This window comes from Stenotrophomonas sp. AS1 (assembly GCF_048957655.1).
GTDB lineage: Bacteria > Pseudomonadota > Gammaproteobacteria > Xanthomonadales > Xanthomonadaceae > Stenotrophomonas > Stenotrophomonas bentonitica_A.
The window spans coordinates 184,094-205,011 of record NZ_JARVXM010000001.1 but is presented as its reverse complement, the minus strand read 5'-3'; the positions used below and the strand labels follow the sequence as shown (position 1 = coordinate 205,011).

Sequence of the window (20,918 nt, the reverse complement as noted above, 5' to 3'; positions counted from 1 at the left end):
ACTTTCGGTAAGTTACGAATTGTAAGTTACGATTGGTATATAGCGATGTCAAGCCCGCTCGACTCTGCCGTTCCGGTGGCGCCTCGCCGCCGCATGACCCGCGACGATCGCCTGCGCCAGTTGCTGGAGGAAGCGTGGCGGCTGGTGCGCGAGGAAGGCACCGACGCGCTGACCCTGGGGCGGCTGGCCGAGCAGGCCGGGGTGACCAAGCCGGTGGTGTATGACCATTTCGGTACGCGGGCCGGTCTGCTCGCGGCGCTGTACCAGGATTTCGATGCGCGCCAGGGTGTGGTGATGGAAGCGCGCTTTGCAGGCAGCGGTCCGACGCTCGCCGAGAAGGCGCAGGTCATTGCCGATGCCTACGTCGCCTGCGTCATGAAGCAGGGGCGTGAGATTCCCGGCGTGATCGCGGCGTTGGCCGGTTCGCACGAACTGGCACGGATCAAGCGCGAGTACGACGTCGTGTTTCTCGAGCAGTGCCGCGCGCTGCTGTCACCGTTCGCACCCTCGGGCGTGCTGGCCCAGGCGGGATTGTGGGGCATGCTGGGCGCGGCCGAAGGGCTCTCCTATGCCGCCACCACGGGCGATATCACCGCGCAGCAGGCCGTGCAGGAGCTGGCGGCGACGATCGCCGCGATGGTGACGCGTAGCTGAGCGCTTTGCGCGGTGCGGGGCCATGGCGTGCGAGTGAGCGATGGCCGGACGCGTATGATGTCCCGCCCTCTTGGACTGGATGCCATGCGCGTTTTCCTGCCTGTGCTTGTACTTGCTGCCGCGATCGGTGCAGCGCTGCCCGCTGCTGCCACGACGATCTCGTTGAACGAGCGTCTCAAGGCGGCGTCGCGTATCGAGGTGAACCAGGTGCCGCCGAGCGGTGCGTCGTTGCTGGCCCATGTGCAGCAGTTCCGCAACGGCGACAGCCTGATCAGCCTGGGCGAAGGCGAGGGCACACCGGTGGTGCTGACGCTGTGCAACGGCAAGGCGCATTTCAATCTGGAGGCGAACTGGCCAGGCGCGCCCGAGGCGAAGACGCAGGAAGAGAAGCAGATGCGTGCGTACGGGATGTACATGGCGGTGATGGGCGGCATGGCGATGGTGCAGGCGGCCGCGGGCGATGCGCTGGCACTGCCTGCCGCAGGACAGACCGCCAGCGTGCAGCACGAAACGCCGTGGGCCTATGGCAAGGAGCACTACGCGGTGGCGATGACCAGTGCGACCAGTGGCGATCTGCGGATCAGGGCCACCAAGACCGGGACGACCGCCAAGGCGCCCTCCGGGGCGGATGACGTAATCAGTACCGATGACGACCAGGCCGCGCGGCTGGCCGAACTGGAGCCGGTGGGTACCTGGCGGGAGCTGGTGATCGGCTCGGCGCCGATGGCAGCGTCGCTGCCGGACACCTTCCCGCTTAAGGGCTGGATGTCCGTCGCCGGCAAGGGCGGTGCGACGGTGGGCGCGGCGCGCAAGGCGTCGGGCGATTGCGCGCGCTGAGCCCGTGCATGGCGAGCGCGATGGCAGGGCGCTCAGCGCAACGTCAGTGATACCCATTCTCATTTGAGTTACACTGGCGGGATAGCACTGTCTCTCGCTTCGGGTTGTCATGATCGTTTCTTCCTCCCTGATCTCTTCCGTATCGCCGTGGCTGCGCACGCTGGGCGTGGCCACCGCCATCGGCATGGCCGCGTTGTCGCCCGCGGCGGCGCAGCAGCGCAATCCCGAACAGAAGGTTGGCGAGACGGTGCTGGACCAGCCGGCGCAGAGCTATCGCTTTGAACATTTCGTGCTGGACAGCCCCGACAAGGCCCGACGCTGGCGCGTGAACATCGGTGTCCCGGCCAAGGCGGCCGCTACGCCCGCCCCGGTGCTGTACATGCTGGATGGCAATGCCGCGGCGATGGTGCTGGACCAGGCCATGCTGGCCGACCTGGCCGCGCACGCCGCGCCGGTGCTGGTGTTCATCGGTTACGACAACGACCTGCGCATCGATTCGCCCGCCCGTACCCGCGATTACACCGCATGGATCGACACCGCCGACGATGAGAACGGCACGTCGCAGTCCAGCGGTGGCGGTGCATATGCGTTTCTGGATCTGATCGAACGCCGGATCAAGCCGGAAGTGCAGCGCCGCGCGAGCATCGATCTGCAGCAGCAGTCGCTGTGGGGCCATTCGCTCGGCGGTCTGTTCGTAGTCAGTACGCTGTATACCCGGCCGGCCGCCTTCCAGCATTACGTGTCGGCCAGCCCGTCACTGTGGTGGAGCCAGGGCGCACCGCTGGGCGACATGGAACGCCAGTTCATCGCCAACAACCAGAGCCAGCCGGCGCAGGTGACGGTGATGCTCGGCGGTGACGAGCGCACGGGCAACCGCGGTGTGCGCGACATGACCAATCCGCGCGTGGTCGCGCACCTGCGCCGCATCGGCGGCGCGACCCCGGATGCCGCGCAGCAGCTGGCCAACCGGTTGGCGGAAGTGCCCGGCCTGACGGTGCAGTACCGCGAGTTCCCCGGCCTTGGCCATGGGCCGATGCTGCCGGCCTCGCTCAAGGCCACGCTGAGCCAGCTGTACGGCATCGCCGATCGCAGCGGCACGCCCGCGCCGGCGCCCTGATTTTTCGATACCCAGGCAGTTCCGTGGCCTTGTGCCACCGCCGCAACGGACCGCGGCCACGCCAAGGCAAGCACTGTGACAACGCGCCAACCGGCGCGCCCCCAACAGAAGGAGTCTGCTGATGTACACCCTGAAATCCCTCCCGCGTGTCGCCACCCTGGCCCTCGCGCTGTCCTTGGCCAGCCCGTCGCTGTTCGCGCAGCCTGTCTTCGATGCCCCGGCCAACGGCTTCCGCGGCGAATTGGTCAGCCGCGGCCAGAACGTGGTGCCGGGCAGCGATGCCGAGGTGATCGGCCGTCAGTTCGTGCCGGGCCAGCAGGTCACCCTGCTGCGTGGCGAGACGGTGCTCAATGCCACCCCGTACGTGGTCGATGCCGAGGGCAACTTCAAGGGCAAGGTAGCGATTCCCTCCGATGCCGTGCCCGGCCAGCAGCCGGTGATCGTGCGTGCCAGCCAGCCGTCCGCGGCGACGGTGTTGTCGCTGCGCGTTTCGCCGAACCTGCCGCTGAGCGGCCAGCAGAACTTCAACCAGACCTCGGCCAAGCTGGTCCAGGGGCTGTACCAGTCCGCGTACAGCGCGGCCAGCAACGCGATGTTCGTCACTGCCGCCGTCGGTCGCCCGCCGGTGACCCAGTCGCAGCTGCTCAAGCTCGACCCGAAGAGCCTGAAGGTCACCGCCAGGATCACCCCGGCTGAAGTTCCGGGTGGCAAGGGCGGTGCGGTGTTCGCGGTGTATGGCGTGGGCGTGGATGATGCCAACGGCAACGTGTGGGTCACCAACACCCGCCAGGACACCGTGGCCGTGTATCGCCAGAAGGATCTGTCGCTGGTGCGCCAGTTCGATGTCGGCGCCGTACCGCATGCCCGCGACATCGTGGTCGATGGACGTCATGGCAAGGTGTTCGCCTCGGCCGCCGGCGAGGATCATCTCTCGGTGTTCGATGCCCGCACCCTGCAGCCGCTGGAGCCGATCACCCTGGCCTCGGGCGTGGACGACAAGAAGTTCGTCCCGATGAGCCTGGTGCTGGATGAAGCGTCCGGCAAGCTGTTCACCGTCAGCATCGGCACGCCCGAAGCGGCCGTGATCGACACCACCACCGGCAAGGTGGAGAAGGTCATCGATCTGGGCAACTCGATCAGCGCCTCCGGCGTTGCCTATGATGCCGCGGCGGGTCGCCTGTACGTGGCCTCCCAGGGCACCGACAACCTGTTGATCGTCGATGTCGCCAGCGGCAAGGTGCTGCACGACGTGCCGGTCGGCGCGGGTGCGCTGAACGTGGCGTTCGAGCCGGTCTCCAAGCTGGCCTACGTGACCAATCGCGGCGCCGGCACGGTGACGGTGGTCGATGGCAACGGCAAGGTGGTCGGCAACCTGGATGGCGGCACCTTCCCGAACCATGTGCGTGAGGATGGCAAGGGCAACGTGTTTGCCGTCAACAAGTCGCGTGATGCCCAGGACCCCAAGGGCGACCGCATCACCCGCATCAGCACCCGCGCGAACTGAGTTCAGCGCACTGCGTTGCTTTGACGGCGGGGCAGACAGCCCCGCCGTTCTGATTGAAGAGGAACTGCCATGAAGTCCAATGATGTCCGCCGCAGCCTGCTGGCCCTGTCCCTGGTCGCGGTGATCGCCGGTTGCTCGAAAGAGCCCGCCGCCCCTGCCGCCGACGCCGCTGCGGCACCCGTCGCGCAGTCCGCCGAAGCACTGCCGGAGGGTTGGCAGCGCGTGGTGGGCGTGGACGTGCCGGACATCGAGGGCGCCACCCAGCAGTTGCCGGCGCAGGTCACCTCCGACGATGGCGTGGCCACGACGGTGACCGATACCTCGAAGATCATCGCCGGTGGGGATGACATCATCGCCGTGCTCGAAGCCCTTGGCCTGGATGATCAGGTGTACGCCGCGCCGCTGCGCTCGGCCACCGAGTCCGGCCGCAAGGCCCCCAAACAATTCCTGTTCAACCGCACCACCGGCGTGGAAGGCGTGTTGAGCCTGCAGGGCACCCTGTTCCTGGGCAACAGCCTGCGTCGCCATTCCGATCTGGCCGCCAAGCTGCGTGGCGCGGGCGAGGCGGCGGTGATCGTCGACGATCTGCAGCCGGCGGCCGACAAGGTGCGCAAGGTCGCCGGGGCGGTCGGCATGGCCGAGCAGGGTGAAGCGCTGGCCTCGAAGGTGCAGTCTCAGCTGGATGCGGCCAAGGCGAGTGGTGCCGCGCTGGCGTGGCATCCGCGCGTGATCCATGTTTCCGCGACCGGTGCCGGCGGTGCGCCGACGGTGGCCGGCTCGGACAGCGCCTCGGGCAAACTGATCACGCTGGCCGGTGGCATCAACATCGGCGATGAAGCCGGCGTGGCCAACTATTCCGCGTTGAGCAATGAAGGCGTGGTGGCGGCGGCGCCCGACGTGATCCTGGTGACCGAGAACGATCTGGCCCTGTTCGGTGGCCAGGCGGGTCTGTGGCGCGCGTATCCGACGCTGCGCCAGACGCCGGCCGGCGCAGCCAACCGCGTGTGGGTGATGCCGGATGTGGAACTGAAATCGGCCAGCGTCGCTTCCGGCAGTGGCGCGGTCGCGCTGGCGGCCGCCTTCGCCACGGTGCCGCGCCCGTGAGGGCGTAAGGCATGGCGGTGTTGAGTCCTGCGCGTCGCCGTGGCGCGACGGTGTTGATCTGGGCCGCGATCGGTCTGCTGATCGCGGTGATCGCATCCTTCGCGGTGGGTCCGTTGCGGCTCCCACCGATGGAGGTGCTGCAGGCGATCGGGGTGAAGCTGGGGCTGGTCGATCCGGCCAGCGTCAGCACCCGCGATCTGGCCGTGGTGTGGCAGCTGCGGATTCCGCGTGCCTTGCTGGGCGCGATGGTGGGCGCCGCACTGGCGATGGCCGGTGCGAGCCTGCAGGGCCTGTTCGGTAATCCGCTGGCCGACCCCGGCATTGTCGGTGTGACCCAGGGCGCTGCCCTGGGTGCGGTCTCGGCCATCGTGCTGGGTGCCGGTGCTTTCGGCGCCTGGACGTTGCCGCTGGCGGCGTTTGCCGGTGCCGGTGGCGCGATCACGCTGACCTACCTGCTGGCACGGCCGGGGCAGGGCAGCGGCACGGCGACCTTGCTGCTGGTCGGCATCGCGATCGCCGCGTTCTGCTCGGCCGTGATCGGCTTCCTGACCTACATCGCCAGCGAGAGCGAACTGCAGTCGCTGGTGTTCTGGCAGATGGGCTCGCTGGCCCAGGCCGACTGGATGGATGTGATCGCAGTGGCGCCGGTGTTCGTGCTCGGCACGATCGCCCTGTTGCGCCTGGCGACGCCACTGGACATGCTCGCCCTCGGTGAGCGCCAGGCCCAGCACCTGGGCCTGGATGTAAAACGCACCCGGCTCAAGCTGATTGCCTTCAGTGCATTGCTGGTGGGCGCTGCGGTTGCCTTCGCCGGCTCGATTGGTTTCGTGGGTCTGGTCGTGCCGCACGTGGTACGTCTGCTGGTCGGTCCGGGCCATCGCTGGCTGCTGCCGGTCTCGGCCGTAGCCGGTGCCCTGCTGATCGTGGTCGCCGATACCGCCGCGCGCACGCTCGATCCGCCATCGGAGATTCCGCTGGGGCTGTTCTCTGCCGCGCTCGGCGCGCCGTTCTTCCTGTGGCTGGTGATGCGCCAGCGCCACCGGAGCGGTTCATGAGCGCGCTGTTGCAGCTGCGGTCGGTGCAGCTGAGCCGCGGTGCGCGGCGCATCCTGGATGACATCACGCTGGACTTCCTGCCCGGCTCGGTGACGGCACTGGTCGGTCCCAACGGTGCGGGCAAATCGACGCTGCTGGCGGTGGCCGCAGGTGATCTGGCGGCCGAGCAGGGCGAGGTGCTGCTGCAGGGGCAGCCGTTGGCCGCGTGGAAGGCCAAAGCGCTGGCCCGCGAGCGCGCGGTGATGCCGCAGGAGCATGCGGTCCGTTTTGCCTTCCGTGTGCACGAAGTGGTCGCGATGGGCCGCCTGCCGCATCCGCCGGATCCGGTGAAAGACGCAGCCTGCATCGCCGACGCGCTGGCGCGTGCGGACCTGCACGCCTTGATCGAGCGGGAGGTGGAGCATCTGTCCGGTGGCGAGGCGGCGCGCACGACCTTCGCCCGCGTGCTGACCCAGGATACGCCGGTGCTGCTGCTGGACGAACCCACCGCTGCACTGGATCTGCGCCATCAGGAACGCACGCTGCGCGCGGTCCGTGAACTGGCCGATGCCGGCGCCTGCGTGATCGTGGTGCTGCACGATCTGAATCTGGCCGCCGCCTATGCCGACCGGATCGTGCTGCTGGAACAGGGCCGCGTGGCGGCCGATGGCACACCGACCGAGGTGCTGACCCGTGAGCATATCGAGCGGGTCTACCAGCAACCGGTGCTGGTGCTGCGTCACCCGCAGCGTGATGTCCCGCTGGTCGTGGTGACCGATCCCTAGCGCCGGGTATTTCTCCCGGCGCGTTGAATGTGTGACGGGCGCCGGCCAGCGGCCGGCACTACCGTTGTCGGGAGGGTCGGTTACCAGCCGAAGCGCGCGGTTGCCATCACGGTGCGGCCGCTGCCGTAGTAGCACGACGACACGCCGGTGCAGGTCGACACGAAACGCTTGTCGGACAGATTGCTGGCATTGAGTGCCAGCTGCACCTGGGTGCCACCGATCTGGCCCACGTCATAGCGGATCGCCGCATCGAACAGGGTGTAGGACGGAATCCGGTACAGGTTGGCGCTGTCGCCGTAGCTCACGCCGTTGTAGCGCGCGCCCGCCGCCAGGCTCAGGCCCCGCAGTGCGCCGGCCTGGAAGGTGTAGTCCGCCCAGAACGAGGCACTGTAATCGGGCACCATCGCCAGTTCCTTGCCCTTGTAAGGCGCCGAGCGGGTCATCTCCGAGTCCATCCGCGAGGCGGCGCCGATCAGGCTGAAGCCCTCGACCGGGGTGATCCGGCCTTCCAGTTCGATGCCGCGCACCCGTCCTTCGTCGCCCTGGATCGAGCAGGTCGCGGTGCCCGTCGCGCCGCAGTTGCGATGCGACGCCACCGGATCGTCCACGATCATGTTCTGCTGGCGCAGGTCGTACACCGACAGCGTCACCAGGCCGTCCACCGAGGCGGGCTGGTACTTCAACCCCGCCTCCCACTGCGAACCGGTCACCGGCTCGAACGCGGTCTGGGTGAAGCTGTCCAACGGCGACTTGGTCGAGGGCTGGAACGATTCGGCGTAGCTCACATACGGGGTCAGCCCGTTCTCGAATACGTACAGCACGCCCGCGCGACCGGTGAAGGCCTCGTTCTTGATCACATTGCGCCCGCCAGGCGTGGAGATGCCGGTGGCGATATTGCGGTTGGCGCTGCTGCTGTCGTCCTTGGTCCAGTCGTAGCGGCCGCCCAGGGTCATGCGCCAGTTGCCGAGCGCCAGCTGGTCCTGCAGATACACACCGCTCTGCCGGTTGATGCCGGCGGTCGGGGTTTCCGTGGTCACTGTCGGCCGGTAGGTCGAATAGACCGGATTGAAGATGTCGATCGGGCGCGGGCTACTCATGGCACTGCGCACGCCCTCCCAGTCCGCACGTTGCCAGTCCCAACCGAGCAGTACGGTGTGATCCACCGCGCCGGTACTGAAACGGGCCTGCAGGCGGGTGTCGAAGGTGTCGCCATCGGAGTCGCCGGTGCCCATCACGCCGCGACGGTTCTGGGTGCGGCCATCGGCGTTGAGTGCGCCGAAGGTGACCACGCTGCGGAACAGCGAATCGACATGGGTGCGCCGCGCGCTCTGGGTCAGCGTGAGGTGGTCGTTGAACTGGTGCTCGAACATCCAGCCGGCGGTCCACAGGGTGCGGTCGAAGGTATTCCAGTCCGGCTCGCCAATGAAGGTGCTGTTCTTCATGTAGCCCGACGCCGTCGGGTTGAGCGTGCCGGCGGCCGGCAGGAACTGGTAGGTCGAGCCGCCATCGTCCTTCTGGTACATGCCCAGCAGGGTCAGGCGTGTACGTTCGGCAAGCTGCCAGGTGTAGCTGGGGGCGAGGAACCAGTGCTGCTGTTCGGTGCGCTTGATCTGGGTCTGGCCGTCGCGATACAGGCCGACCAGGCGGAACAGGTGATCCTCGCCCGCAGTGCCGGCACCGACGTCGAAGGCGGCGCTGTACTGGCCATTCGCATCCACGCCCAGACGCAACTGCTGCGCCTGGTCCGGCATCGGCGTCTTGCTGACCTGGTTGACCATGCCGCCGGGGGCCACCTGGCCATACATCACGGCGGACGGACCCTTGAGTACTTCCACGCGTTCCAGATTCCAGCTGTCGAACATGCTGCGGTTCCACTGGCTGCCCTGCGGCGCACGCATCCCGTCCAGGGTGACGTTGTTGGACCAGCTGCCGGCATCGAAGCCGCGGATGCGGAAGTCGTCCACGCGGTTGTCGATGCCCGAGCTTTCCAGGCTGACGCCAGCGACGTAGCGCATCGCATCGTTGAGCGACTGCACGCCGCGGGCGTCGAGCTCGGCGCGCTCGATCACCGACACCGATTGCGGGGTTTCCGCCAGGGCGGTACTGGTCTTGGTCGCGCCGCTGGTGCTGTTGGCGGCGCGATAGGCGTTGACGCGCACGGCATCCAGGTCGGTGGCGGTCTGGGCGTGCGCGGCGGGGACGAGGGCGGCGGCCACGCAGGCCAGGGCCAGCAGGTTGGGGCGCAACCGGCGCGGATTCAGGGGCAGAGAGCAGGACATGGGCAACAACTCGACAACGCGGAGGAAGGGGCGCGGGCGCCGGCTCGATGCCTCGTCGGCAGTGCCGGCCTCGCGGGCGTCGCCGAAGCGACGCATAAGCCGCCATTTTAAGGATTTGCGCCGCATACGCAATTGCGACACATTCGCATGTTCGAACGGGCAGCAACCATTGCCGTCCTATCCATGGCAGCCATGTGGACCAATTGGACTTCATTGTTGCGCCGATGCATCCAATGAGGGCTTGTCGCGGCCCGTCAGAGGTCTACAATGCCGGCTACACCCCAGGTGACCCCATGACTTCGATGCCGCTTCTGACGTTTTTTACCCTGACCCGCGTTTACGCGGCACGGGCGCGTCTGCCAATCGGAGTGCGAGGCTGCTGACCGGAACACCGGTCACCCTGGACCCCAAGCAGAGCGCCCACCGGGCGCTCTTTTCGTTTCCACGTACCAGAACTGTTTGAAGGAGAACGTGCCATGCACCAGATCGCCGAGCCCCAAACCTGGCCGCACGCCCGTTAGCCAACGGCGGCGTGCGGCTCCTCGATGTTGGCAGCGAGACCCATACCATGAACACCCATACCCCGTACCAGACCCTTTCCCTCCGGCGCAACCTCGGCATCATTGCCCACATCGACGCCGGCAAGACCACGCTCACCGAACGCCTGCTGTGGAAAACCGGCGAGATCCATCGCGTCGGCGAAGTCCACGACGGCGCGGCGACCACCGATTTTTCGGCGATCGAGCGCGAGCGCGGCATCACCATCGGCGCGGCCGCCGTGCAGGCGCATTGGGCGCCACGCGATGAGCCGATCCATCACCTGACTCTGATCGACACCCCGGGCCATATCGATTTCGCGATCGAAGTGGAACGCTCCCTGCGCGTGCTGGACGGCGCGGTGGCGGTGTTCTCCGCCGTGGACGGCGTGCAGCCCCAGTCCGAATCGGTCTGGCGCCAGGCGCGTCGCCACGGGGTGCCGCTGATCGCCTTCGTCAACAAGATGGACCGCACCGGTGCCTCGTTCGAGCGCGTGCTCACGCAGCTGCGCGAGAAGCTGCGCGCCACCCCGTGGGCGCTGGGCGTACCGGTCGGCACCGAAAGCCAGTTCAGCGGCTGGGTGGACCTGGTTGACCGCAGCACCGTGCAGTGGGACGACAAGGGCGGCGCCTTGCGTCACGCCTGGACGGCCGATGAGGCTGCCCAGTGGCTGCCGCAGCGCGAGGCCCTGATCGAAGCCGTGGCCGATGCCGATGACGTGCTGGCACAGGCCTGGCTGGAAGGCGAGGCGATCGACAACGCACAACTGCGCGCGGCGATCCGTCGCGGCGCGCTGGCGGGTGCGGGCGTGCCGGTACTGGCGGGCTCGGCGTTCAAGAGCAAAGGCGTGGAGACGCTGCTGGACGCCGTGGTGGACTATCTGCCTTCGCCAGTGGATCGGCCAGCGGTGGTCGCCACGGAGAACGGCACCGACGTGCGGCTGCCGCCCGACCCGGATGGCCCGCTGGCGGCGCTGCTGTTCAAGATCACGCACCAGAACCACGGTGCGCTGAGCTTCGTGCGGGTGTACTCGGGCACGCTGAAGGTGGGCGACGCACTGGCCAGCTCGCAGCACGCACACGGGCGACGCGTCAGCCGCCTGGTGCGGGTGCAGGCCGACCAGACCCACGACATCAAGCAGGCCGTGGCCGGTGACATCGTGGCGGTGCTGGGCTGGAAGGATGCGGTCAGCGGTGAAACGCTGAGTGCGCCCTCGCGCCCGCTGCTGCTCGATACGATCCAGGCGCAGCAGGCCGTGCTGGCGTGGCGGTTGACCGCGGAAAAGGCGTCCGACCTGATCCGCATCAGCCAAGGCCTGGCCAGCCTGGCGCAGGAGGATCCGTCGTTCCGCGTCGAGACCGATGCGGACAGCGGTGAAACCCTGATCTGGGGCATGGGCGAACTGCATCTGGAGGTCATGGTCGAGCGCCTGCGCACGGAGTGGGGCGTCAACATCCGCACCGGCGAGCCACGCGTGGCCTACCAGGAAACGCCGAAGCGCGCCGTGCAACGGGTGGAAGGCAAGGTCGCCAAGCAGACCGGTGGCCAGGGCCAGTTCGCCCAGGTACTGATCGACATCGCCCCGCGCGAGGATGGCGAGGTGACCTTCGTCGATCGCACCGTGGGCGGCGCGATTCCGCGTGGGTTCGTCAATGCGGTGGAGAAGGGCGTGCGTGCCGCACTGGGCGAAGGTCCGCTGGGGCATCCGGTGGTCGGTGTCGAGGTGACGCTGGTGGACGGACAGACCCACGTCAAGGACTCCTCGGACATGGCCTTCCATCGCGCCGGCAGTGAAGCGGTGAAAGCGGCGCTGGCCCAGGCGGGCACGCAGCTGCTGGAACCGGTGATGGAGATCGCCATCCACGCGCCGTCGGGCAACGTCGGCGATGTGGTCGGCGACCTCAACCGCCGCAGTGGACGGGTGGCCTCGATCGAGGACCAGGATGGGCAGACCGAGGTGCTGGGTTATGCCCCGCTGGCGCGGCTCGGTGGCTATACCACGTCGCTGCGCTCGCTGACCCAGGGGCGCGCGTCCAGCGACATGCGCTTGAACGGGTATGAAGCGGCGCAGACGGCCTGACGGCCAAAGCGGAACGGAAAGGGAGCCGGGCAACCGGCTCCCTTTACCTGTCAGCGTTGGGAGTCCGCACAGCCGGATGCACACGGCCGCAGATAGAATATCCAGTGCAGTGTCGCTGACGGCGTGAGTTGTCCGGCGACCGGATGACATCCTTGGAGTACCACCATGAGCAATACGCATTTCTATCCCATCGGCACGCCGGGCCAGCCCTGGGGTGACGCCGAACGCGCCCGGTGGCGCGCAGGCCAGCAGCGCCAGCGCAGCTACCACGACGATGTCGTGGCCGCGCTCGAGCGCCTGGGCGAGCGTTTCGATGTGGTGCAGTACGGGCAGCTGGACTACGCGCCGGATCATTACCCGCTGTTTGCGGTGGTCAGCCATGAGTGGGATCCGGCACTGCCGACCGCGCTGGTGACCGGTGGCGTGCACGGCTACGAAACCAGCGGCGTGCATGGCGCGCTGCAGTTCCTGGATCAGAACGCCGAGGCGTATGCAGGCCGTATCAATCTGATCGTGGCGCCCTGCGTCAGCCCGTGGGGCTATGAGCGCATCCAGCGCTGGAATCCCGATGCGATCGATCCCAACCGCAGCTTCCGTGGTGATGGCCAGATCGAAGAAGCGGCGTCGCTGATGCGCTGGATGGCCGCGCGTGGCGATGACCTGCTGGTGCACCTGCACCTGGACCTGCACGAAACGACCGACAGCGACCTGCATGAGTTCGATCCGGCGCGCTGCGCCCGCGATGGCATCGCCCTGGTGCCGGACATCATTCCCGATGGCTTCTACGTGATCGGCAACAGCGAAGATCCGCAGCCGGCGTTCCAGCAGGCGTTGATCGCCGCAGTGGAGAAGATCACGCACATCGCCCCGGCCGATGCCAATGGCGAGCTGATCGGCATGCCGCTGCAGTCGCCGGGCGTGGTCTGGGGCGAATCGCGTTCGATCGGCGCCTGCGCCGGCTTCACCGACGCGCTGTACGCCACCACCACCGAGGTCTACCCGGACAGCCCGCGGACGTCGCCGCAGGAATGCAACGATGCGCAGGTCGCGGCGGTATGCGCCGGCCTGGACTTTGCGCTGGCGCATCCGCGCCGCTGATGCTCTCGTTGGAGGTCGCCGCCCAACGACGGGCGGCGCCTTGCTCCTGACGACGGGCTGACCTGCCAGGTCAGCTTTTCAGCCACCGCTCGCAGCCTGCGCTGCTGTCGGTCGAGCTGGCGGCCTTCGCGCAGGTTTCGGTCATCCGTGCCTGCAGCCGGGTCAGGCTTTCCGCGCCGTGGTGGTCGCGGCTCCACGCCTGCAACGCACCGCCCAACCGTTCAAACCGCTGGCGGGTGCGCTGGTGGTAGCCGGCTGGCTGGGCAGCCAGATCGGCGATGACCTCGGTGGTGGCCGTCTCGATCGCCGGCGCATCGTCCGGGCTCAAGCGCAGCAGCCCCTCAACGTAGAGAACGCCCCACTGCACGCGCGTGGCCGGTCCCTGCGCACCCTGGTAGGCCTTGTGCAGCCAGGAGATGGCAGAAGCCTTGTCGCCACGTTCTTCAGCCAGTTCGGCCAGTTCGGGCATGTAGTAATAGGGTGTCTGGCTGCGCTCCAGCTCGGCCAGCAGGAGCTTCTCGGCCGCGGCATCGTTCTTGATCTGGCGGAGTACATAGACGGCGGTACTGATCGTGGCCTGGCGTTCGTGTGGTGTGGTCGCGGCGGCATCGGCGGCCGCGACACGCTGCTGCGCCTTGGCCTTCAGCGCCGCTGGAATGTCCTGGTCGGGATGCTGCTGGCGCTGCAGGGCAAGCTCGGTGATGACAGTGCCGAGCCGCGCATCGGCTTTGTCGCCGAGGGCATGATCCGCGGCATCCAGCGCGCCCAGCAGCTGCGTTCCCAGTTGCTGGGCCTGGTCCGGGGTGGAACTGGCGCGGGCCACCAGGGCAGGGCCCTGATAGCCGAGCAGGTCCCGATTGGCCCGCACTTCCGCAGGGGAGGCGAGAACGGCATCCAGCAGGGCGCGGGTGCTGTCGCGCTGGGCGGCGGTCGGCGCGTTGTCCGGCTTGCCTGCACCGAGCGCCAGCAACGCGAACCGCCGCTGCAGCGCCGGCTCGGGCGCAGCAGTGGCCAGTTGCTGCAGCAATGACGCTGCATCGCGCTTGCCCGCCAGGCGATTGGCATCCACTTCCCAGCCGTAATCGCCGAGCACGCGCCAGTCCTCCGCGCTGACATCCTGTGGTGCCGTCAAGGCATGCTGCAGCACCTCGCTCACGGCGGTGCGACGGCTGGCAGCCAGGGTGAGGGCGCGGGTCAGGGCTTCACTGTCGTTGCCACCGGCCAGGCGGGTGAGCTCGTTGCGCTGCGGGTCAAGCACGATCAGGGTCGGATAGCCGCGCACGCCGAATCGCTCGCCCCAGGCCTGTGCGCCTTCCTCGTCCCCATCCAGATAGACGGGCACGTACTGACGGGTCAGCGCGATGAAGGCCGGATCCTTGAACAGCGTGGCCTTGAGCTGGTTGCAGGGCGGGCACCACACCGCGCCCCAGTACAGCAGCACGGGCTTGCCGCTGTCGCGCGCATCGGCGAACGCGTCGTCGACGTCGCCATGGCGCCAGGCGATCTCCGCAGGTGCCGGTGCGGTAGCCGTGGGCGCCGCAGCGTCAGCGGGGGAGGGGGCCGGCGTGCAGGCCGGGAGCAGGGCAACCACGCCCAGCAAACCAAGGGACAGAGCAAGGCGCATCAGGACATCCAGGCAGTTGGAGAGGGCAGCAGACAGGCTCGATTGTAGGAAGCCGCGCGGCCGCGGGTGAGCTGGCACTGATGCAGATTGCTCATGACGGCAGACCCCGCAGTGATGAGTCACGCGCCGCACGGCTGCGCCCGATACGCGTAACCAAGCAGAACCCGCCTGCGCGGTGACGCGTGTCATGGTTTCGTCGCTGCCGATATCGCCATCGGCAAACACCACATAACCCCTGCGCATTTCTGCATTGGGGCGCAAGCGGGGTTAATGAATGTGCGATGTCCGTTCCGCCCCGAGGCGGTGGCAGTCATGGCTTCCCCCACTACCCGTACGACCTTCGATGACGACAGCTCGTTCTTCCCTGCGCCCGCGATTGCTGGCGTTGGCGGTGTTGCTTGCCACCGCCTCCCCGACCCTGCATGCACAGTCCACCACCGGTGCGATCGCCGGCCAGGCGCCGCCATCGGCGCAGCGTATTTTCGTTCGCAGCGATACCGGCCTCACCCGCGAAGTGACCGTCGACGCGCGCGGTCGCTATACCATCAGCCAGCTTCCGCTGGGCCGGTATTCGGTTGAGGCGCGCGACGCCGACGGCAAGGTGCTGCAGACCCGCCAGGACGTCGCACTGACGGTCGGTACCAGTACCGAAGTATCGTTCGGCGATGTCACCCGCCTGGACGGCATCCAGGTCAGCGCGGACCGTGCCGCCGCCGCGATCGATGTGAGCAGCGTGGATTCGCGTACGGTCATCACCGCAGAGCAACTGCACCGGCTGCCGCTGGGCCGTTCGGCCGAGGCCATCGCCCAGCTCGCACCCGGCGTGATCGGCAACAGCGGCAACGGCACCTACGCCGGCCCAACCGGCGCCCAGCTGGTGAGCTTTGGCGGTTCATCCGCAGCGGAGAACGCCTACTACATCAACGGCTTCAACAGCACCGATCCGCTACGCGGCCTGGGCGGGCTGACCTTGCCGTACGGAAGCATCGACCAGCAGGAGATCTACACCGGTGGCTACAGCGCCAAGTACGGCCGCTCCGATGGTGGCGTGATCAATGCGGTCGGCAAGCGCGGAACGAATCAGTGGCACTTCGGCGGCCAGGCGACCTGGGAGCCGGCATCCACACGTGCGGACAAGGACGACGTGCGTTACCCCGGCGATGGCGCACTGTATGCGCCGGAGAGCAAGGACCGCGAATGGGTCAGCACGCAGAGCATCTATGCCGGCGGCCCCTTGATCGAAGACCGGCTGTTCTTCTTCGGCTCCTACGAGCTGGAGCGCCGTGAAGGCACGGATGTCAAGAACGTGGAGGCGACGAATTCCTATTCCCGCTACGAGTACGAGCGCCCCCGCTGGTACGCCAAGGTGGATTGGAACATCACCGACAATCATCTGCTGGAGCTGACCGGCGCATCCAGCCGCAACGTATACCGTGGCGACATCTTCGCCTACGACTACGACACGCTCACCCGTGGCGCCCAACGCGGCAAGGAAGACACCACCAAGACCGGTGGCGACCTGTGGACGGCCAAGTACACCGGCTACCTGACCGACCGGCTCACCGTCAGCGCGCAATACGGCGAAATGCGCACGGATGACTACATCGGCAACCCGGCCTACGACGGCAGCCTGACCTACCTCAACAGCCCCAACCTGCAGAATCCGGCGTTGACCGGTGGCACGCCGATCACCAACGCGCAGACCACCTCGCTGCTGGTCAATCCGGATCGCGGCAACCGCAGCAACAACCTGCGCCTGGATGCGAACTACGTGTGGGGCGACCACAGCATCACACTCGGCATCGACAACCAGAACGCCCGCGCGTTGAACCGCGGTTCGGTCGCCTCGGCCGATGGCTACTACTGGATCTACGGGCAGTCCAACCCGAACGTGCCGATCAATACCGGCCTCGGCGTACCGGCGACAGGTGGCATCCGCAATGGCGAGGACGGCTACTACGTACGCCAGTATGTCTACAGCGCGCTGGCTTCGGTGCGGGCCTCGCAGCGGGCGCAGTACATTGAAGACAACTGGCAGGTCACCGACCGGCTGCTGCTCAATCTTGGCCTGCGCCTGGACCAGTTCACGAATTTCAACCGCGATGGCGACGCGTACATCAAGCAGACCAGCGGGCAGTGGGCGCCACGCCTGGGCTTCAGCTGGGATGTCGACGGTGACGGCCGCTTCAAGGTGTTCGGCAACGTGGGGCGCTATTACCTGGCGCTGCCGCTGAACCCCGCGTTCAACGCCGCTGGCGCGACGCTGGCCACCTCGACCTACTACACCTACGGCGGCATCGACCGCAACGGCTATCCGACAGACCTCACCCGGTTCTCCGATCCTGTTTCGGCCAATAACAACTATGGCCTGCTGCCGGATGCGAAGACCGTGGCCACCTCCGGCATCGAGCCGTCCTACCAGGATGAGTTCATCCTCGGCTTCAGCAAGGCGCTCGGCCAGGACTGGGTGTACGGGGCCAAAGCGACCTACCGCGTGCTGCGCAGCGGCGTGGACGACTACTGCGATATCGATGCGGTGCTCGGCAAGGCCAGCAGCCTGGGCTACAACGTGACCAAGGACAGCAACCCGGTCAGCTGCTGGCTGATCAATCCCGGCCGCGCCAACACCTTCAACCTGGTCGATACTGGCGGCAATTACGTGACAGTTCCGCTGAGCAACGCGGAAATGGGCTTCCCGCAGTTCAAGCGCAACTACTACGCGGTGAACCTCTCGCTGGAACATCCGTTCGATGGCCGCTGGTATGCCCGCGGCGACTACACCTGGTCACGCAGTTACGGGACCACTGAAGGCCAGTTGCTCTCGGGGATCGGCCAGACGGCGGTGTCCACCACGCAGGCGTGGGACTACGCCCAGCTGATGGAGCACACCAACGGGCCGCAGAGCAACGACCACACCCACCAGTTCAAGCTGCACGGCTACTACCAGCTCACCCCGGAATGGTTGGTGTCGGCCAACCTGAAGGTACTCTCGGGTTCGCCGTTCAGTGCGCTGGGCTCGTACGGGCCGGACTTCGAAGACCCATCCGGCTACGGCATCGCGTATCACTTCTACAACGGCCAGCCGGCGCCTCCCGGGAGCCAGGGGCGCCTACCGTGGCTGAAGCAGCTTGACCTGGGGGTGTCCTACCGCCCGGCAGTGGCCGATGGTCGGCTGGGCTTCAACCTGGACGTGTTCAATGTGTTCAACAGCCAGGTGGCGCTGTGGAAATCGCCGTACGCCGAGCTGGATCCGGGACAGCCGGATCCGCTGTATGGCGCGGCAACCGTGCGTCAGGCGCCCCGTTCGCTGCGGGTCAGCGTGAGTTACGACTACTGAGGGGAAGGGCCAGGCGGGTGGGGGAGGGAGCCCCTGCCCGCCGGCAGCCGCACCAACGCGAACGCCCCAGGGCGTGGCACGTCGTTCACGCATCCCGAGGCAGTCTGGGCCCATTCCCAGTGGAGCCTCTCATGCAGACGCAGATCCGAAACAGGGCAGGGTGGATGGCGGCCGGTTTGACGGCGCTGCTGTGTGCCTGCTCGCCGCAGGGCGAGGACGGTGCCGCACCCGTGGCGCTGCCGAGCGGCGCCGATCCGGGCGCGGCGAAGGCCACTGATCCCGTGCCCGCCGCGGCAGCGGCCGAGCGGCCGTCACCTGTCTATGAGGAAGCGAAGCCGGGCATTGCGGTGGGTCCAGTGGCGGGAGTGCGGGTTGCGCTCGATTTCCAGCGTGACTACCTGGCCTCGCCCAGTTGGAAGCTGTTTGCACCGCCGGAGAGCAAGGGGACGCCGCTGGTGGCGCTGGTGCTGGAAGGGTCGGATCGGGTCACGGCCGGCGAGCTGCGGATCGGCCGCAGTGCTGAGGCAAAGCAGATCACGTCCTGCCTGGAACCGCCGGCCGAAGCAACGGGCCCTGCGGCATCGGCCTCGGTCGATATCGGCGGCGTGCCGTTCACCCACTTCACGGCTGGTGATGCCGCCATGAGCCATTACGTCAGCGCCGAGAGCTACCGCGCAGTCCATAACGGTGCCTGCTATGCGATCGATCTGGTCGTCGCCGGCACGCGCCCGGACGTGTATGACCCGCCGCGCACGCCACCTTTCAGCCAGCAGGAAGCGGCATCCCACCTGGCTGAGGCGCTCAAGGCCGTGTACTGGACGCAGTAACGTCGTTCACCCAGGACGCGACGGAAAGGCGAGCGTGACCTGGGCGCCACCCAGCGCCGAGCGGCCGATGCCCAGCGTGGCCCGATGCCGTTCGGCGATCTCGGCCACGATGGCCAGGCCCAGGCCACACCCGTCGCCGCTGGCATCGCCCCGCCAGAACCGTTCGGTGACCTGGCTGCGCAAAGACGGATCGATGCCGGGACCATCGTCGTTGACGCTCAAGCGCGTCTGGCCCTGTGTGGTTTCCACGCTGACCGTGATCATCCCTTCCAGTGCGCCGTAGCGCAGCGCGTTGTCGACCAGGTTGCTGATCGTCTCGCGCAGCAGCTGCGGCTCGCCCATCACCATGACGCCGGCATCGGGACCCTCGTAGCCAAGGTCGACACCGGCGACCACGGCGCGGTCCATCAGCCGTTCCAGTTCATCGCGGGCGAGCACGGCAAGGTCCACCGGGCGCATCGCCAGCATCGCGCCGGCGCTGTCTTCGGAGCGGCTCAGGATCAGCAACTGATGGGTGAGATGGCGCAGTCGGGTCAGCCCACGCAACAGGCCGGCCAGCGCATCGCGCTGTGCTGCGCGATCCTGTTCACGCAGCGCGCTTTCCAGCTCGATCTGGAGGCCGGCCAGCGGCGTGCGCAGCTGATGCGCTGCGTTGCTGATGAAGCGCTGCTGTGCGTCCTGCATCGCCGAGAGCCGGTTTACCAGCTGGTTGAAGGCATCCACCGCGGGCCACAGCTCGCGCGGCGCGGCCTCCCGTGGATCCAGTGGCGCCAGCGCATCCAGCGGCGCGCTGGCCAGCCGTCGCGCGGCGCCGTTGGTGTGCCGCGCCGCTGCGCCCGTTCCCGACCACGCCAGCCATGCCGCCAGCAGCAGGATCGTGCCCTGCAGCGGGATGCTCGCCAGCAGCAGGCGATGCTCCAGGCGAAGCCGCTTGGTGCGGGTCTCGGCCACGCGGATCAGGATCGGGGCGGCAGCGCCGGGGGGTGTCATCGCGACCTGCACAACGCGCACGTCCTGCCCATCGATCACGGCATCGTAGTAAGTGCGGGCCGGGCTGTCGTCGGCGCCTTCGGCCTGCAGCGCCGTGCCGCCAGGCAGCACGGCTGCACCATACAGGCGCGTGCCGTCGGCACGGGTTACCTCGCCGTAGATCCGGTCCACGGTGTCCCAGGTGAACATGCGCGAGACGGCGGGGGAGATCTCCATGTGGACGGTGTCGCCGCGGACCTCGGTCAGCTGCGCCAGCGACATGGCCGAGTCCAGCAACCAGCGGTCGTAAACCTGCTCGGCGTAGTGCCTGGCCAATACGAACGAGCCCACGGCACTGGCCAGCAGCAGCACCAGCAGCGGCAGCCACAGGCGCCGCAGCAGCACGCCACGCAGGCTGTAGGGCGCCTCAGTCATCGCAGGCTTCCAGCCGATAGCCCAGGCCACGCAGCATGCGGATGCCAACCTTGGCGCCGGCTACCTGCAGCTTGCGGCGCAACCGGCTGACGTGGACCTCGATCACCGACAGGCTGGCGTCGTGATCCCAGCTGTAGACCGCATCGAACAGGCGCTGCTTGGCCACGATCCGGCCCGGCTGCTGCAGCAGGACTTCCATGAGCGCGAGTTCACGCGCGGTGAGTTCCAGCGGCTGATCGCCAACGCGCAGTTCGCGGGTCCCGGTGTCCAAGCGCAGCGCGCCCAGCTGACGCACGGCGGGGGCGGTGGACTGGCGGCGCGCAAGCGCGCGCAGACGGGCTTCAAGTTCCCCGAGCGCGAATGGCTTGGCCAGGTAATCATCGCCGCCGCTGTCCAGGCCGCGGATGCGGTCCTCCACGCCGTCGCGTGCGGTGAGAATCAGCACCGGCACGCTGAAACCGTCCTGCCGCAGCCGCGCCAGCAGCTCCAGGCCATCGATGTCCGGCAGTGACAGGTCCAGTACGACCAGGTCGTAGCTGACGCTGGCCAGCGCCGACGGCGCGGCCAGGCCGCGGGCGAGAGGGTCGCAGGCGTGACCGGCGCGGGTCAGGGCGCGCACCAGGCCATCGGCCAGTGCGGCGTCGTCTTCAATCAGCAGAATGCGCATTGCAAGGTTGACGCAAGGTTCGGGAAAGTT

15 protein-coding genes are annotated in these 20,918 nt (G+C 67.5%); 11 read left to right on the top strand and 4 right to left on the bottom strand.

Translation table 11 applies throughout. From position 1 onward, the window contains the following. Nucleotides 1–93: 93 nt before the first annotated feature. The 7 genes from PV764_RS00860 (at nucleotide 94) to PV764_RS00830 (ending at nucleotide 7,035) form a co-directional block, all read left to right on the top strand. On the top strand, nucleotides 94–654 hold the full coding sequence (locus PV764_RS00860; protein ID WP_343311963.1) for a TetR/AcrR family transcriptional regulator: 561 nt from the start codon (nucleotides 94–96) through the stop codon (nucleotides 652–654). Nucleotides 655–711: 57 nt separating this feature from the next. Beyond that, a complete protein-coding gene (locus PV764_RS00855; RefSeq protein WP_284129308.1) occupies nucleotides 712–1,491 on the top strand; it encodes a hypothetical protein in 780 nt (259 codons plus the stop codon). Between the two features lie 109 nt (nucleotides 1,492–1,600). Beyond that, a complete protein-coding gene (locus tag PV764_RS00850; RefSeq protein ID WP_421115994.1) occupies nucleotides 1,601–2,608 on the top strand; it encodes an alpha/beta hydrolase in 1,008 nt (335 codons plus the stop codon). 121 nt (nucleotides 2,609–2,729) lie between these two features. Then, nucleotides 2,730–4,112, top strand: coding sequence for a YncE family protein (locus PV764_RS00845; protein ID WP_421115993.1), 1,383 nt, complete (start codon nucleotides 2,730–2,732; stop codon nucleotides 4,110–4,112). 69 nt (nucleotides 4,113–4,181) lie between these two features. Next, nucleotides 4,182–5,216 carry a heme/hemin ABC transporter substrate-binding protein gene (locus PV764_RS00840; protein WP_421115992.1) on the top strand — a complete coding sequence of 345 codons (1,035 nt, stop codon included), beginning with the start codon at nucleotides 4,182–4,184 and terminating at the stop codon, nucleotides 5,214–5,216. Nucleotides 5,217–5,236: 20 nt separating this feature from the next. Then, nucleotides 5,237–6,271: an iron chelate uptake ABC transporter family permease subunit gene (locus PV764_RS00835; protein ID WP_046272469.1), complete on the top strand. Its 1,035-nt coding sequence runs from the start codon at nucleotides 5,237–5,239 to the stop codon at nucleotides 6,269–6,271. After that, nucleotides 6,268–7,035 (top strand): heme ABC transporter ATP-binding protein, encoded by a 768-nt coding sequence (locus PV764_RS00830; RefSeq protein ID WP_046272435.1) that lies wholly within the window; start codon nucleotides 6,268–6,270, stop codon nucleotides 7,033–7,035. Before PV764_RS00835 ends, PV764_RS00830 begins: the two co-directional genes overlap by 4 nt. 80 nt (nucleotides 7,036–7,115) lie before the next feature. On the opposite strand, the gene PV764_RS00825 is transcribed toward PV764_RS00830, so the two are convergent. Beyond that, complete coding sequence (locus PV764_RS00825) at nucleotides 7,116–9,314, bottom strand: TonB-dependent siderophore receptor (RefSeq protein ID WP_284129306.1); 2,199 nt, start codon at nucleotides 9,312–9,314, stop codon at nucleotides 7,116–7,118. A gap of 568 nt (nucleotides 9,315–9,882) precedes the next feature. Between PV764_RS00825 and fusA the strand changes: the two genes are divergently transcribed. Together fusA and PV764_RS00815 are read left to right on the top strand one after the other, a co-directional pair. Continuing rightward, nucleotides 9,883–11,931, top strand: a complete 2,049-nt coding sequence (fusA, locus tag PV764_RS00820) for an elongation factor G (protein WP_284129305.1) — start codon at nucleotides 9,883–9,885, stop codon at nucleotides 11,929–11,931. 165 nt (nucleotides 11,932–12,096) lie between these two features. Then, complete coding sequence (locus PV764_RS00815) at nucleotides 12,097–13,029, top strand: M14 family metallopeptidase (protein ID WP_421115990.1); 933 nt, start codon at nucleotides 12,097–12,099, stop codon at nucleotides 13,027–13,029. Between the two features lie 70 nt (nucleotides 13,030–13,099). On the opposite strand, the gene PV764_RS00810 is transcribed toward PV764_RS00815, so the two are convergent. Beyond that, complete coding sequence (locus PV764_RS00810) at nucleotides 13,100–14,653, bottom strand: thioredoxin family protein (RefSeq protein WP_284129303.1); 1,554 nt, start codon at nucleotides 14,651–14,653, stop codon at nucleotides 13,100–13,102. A 343-nt stretch (nucleotides 14,654–14,996) separates the two neighbouring features. Here PV764_RS00810 and PV764_RS00805 point away from each other — a divergent pair, with 343 nt between their 5' ends. Both PV764_RS00805 and PV764_RS00800 read left to right on the top strand, forming a co-directional pair. Continuing rightward, nucleotides 14,997–17,990, top strand: coding sequence for a TonB-dependent receptor (locus tag PV764_RS00805; protein ID WP_421115988.1), 2,994 nt, complete (start codon nucleotides 14,997–14,999; stop codon nucleotides 17,988–17,990). A 176-nt stretch (nucleotides 17,991–18,166) separates the two neighbouring features. Then, the gene (locus tag PV764_RS00800) at nucleotides 18,167–18,817 is read left to right on the top strand and encodes a hypothetical protein (protein ID WP_421115987.1); all 651 of its coding nucleotides are present in this window, start codon (nucleotides 18,167–18,169) and stop codon (nucleotides 18,815–18,817) included. A 6-nt stretch (nucleotides 18,818–18,823) separates the two neighbouring features. On the opposite strand, the gene PV764_RS00795 is transcribed toward PV764_RS00800, so the two are convergent. Beyond that, nucleotides 18,824–20,221, bottom strand: a complete 1,398-nt coding sequence (locus PV764_RS00795) for a sensor histidine kinase (RefSeq protein ID WP_421115986.1) — start codon at nucleotides 20,219–20,221, stop codon at nucleotides 18,824–18,826. After that, complete coding sequence (locus tag PV764_RS00790) at nucleotides 20,214–20,888, bottom strand: response regulator (protein ID WP_421115985.1); 675 nt, start codon at nucleotides 20,886–20,888, stop codon at nucleotides 20,214–20,216. Before PV764_RS00790 ends, PV764_RS00795 begins: the two co-directional genes overlap by 8 nt. Nucleotides 20,889–20,918: the final 30 nt, after the last annotated feature.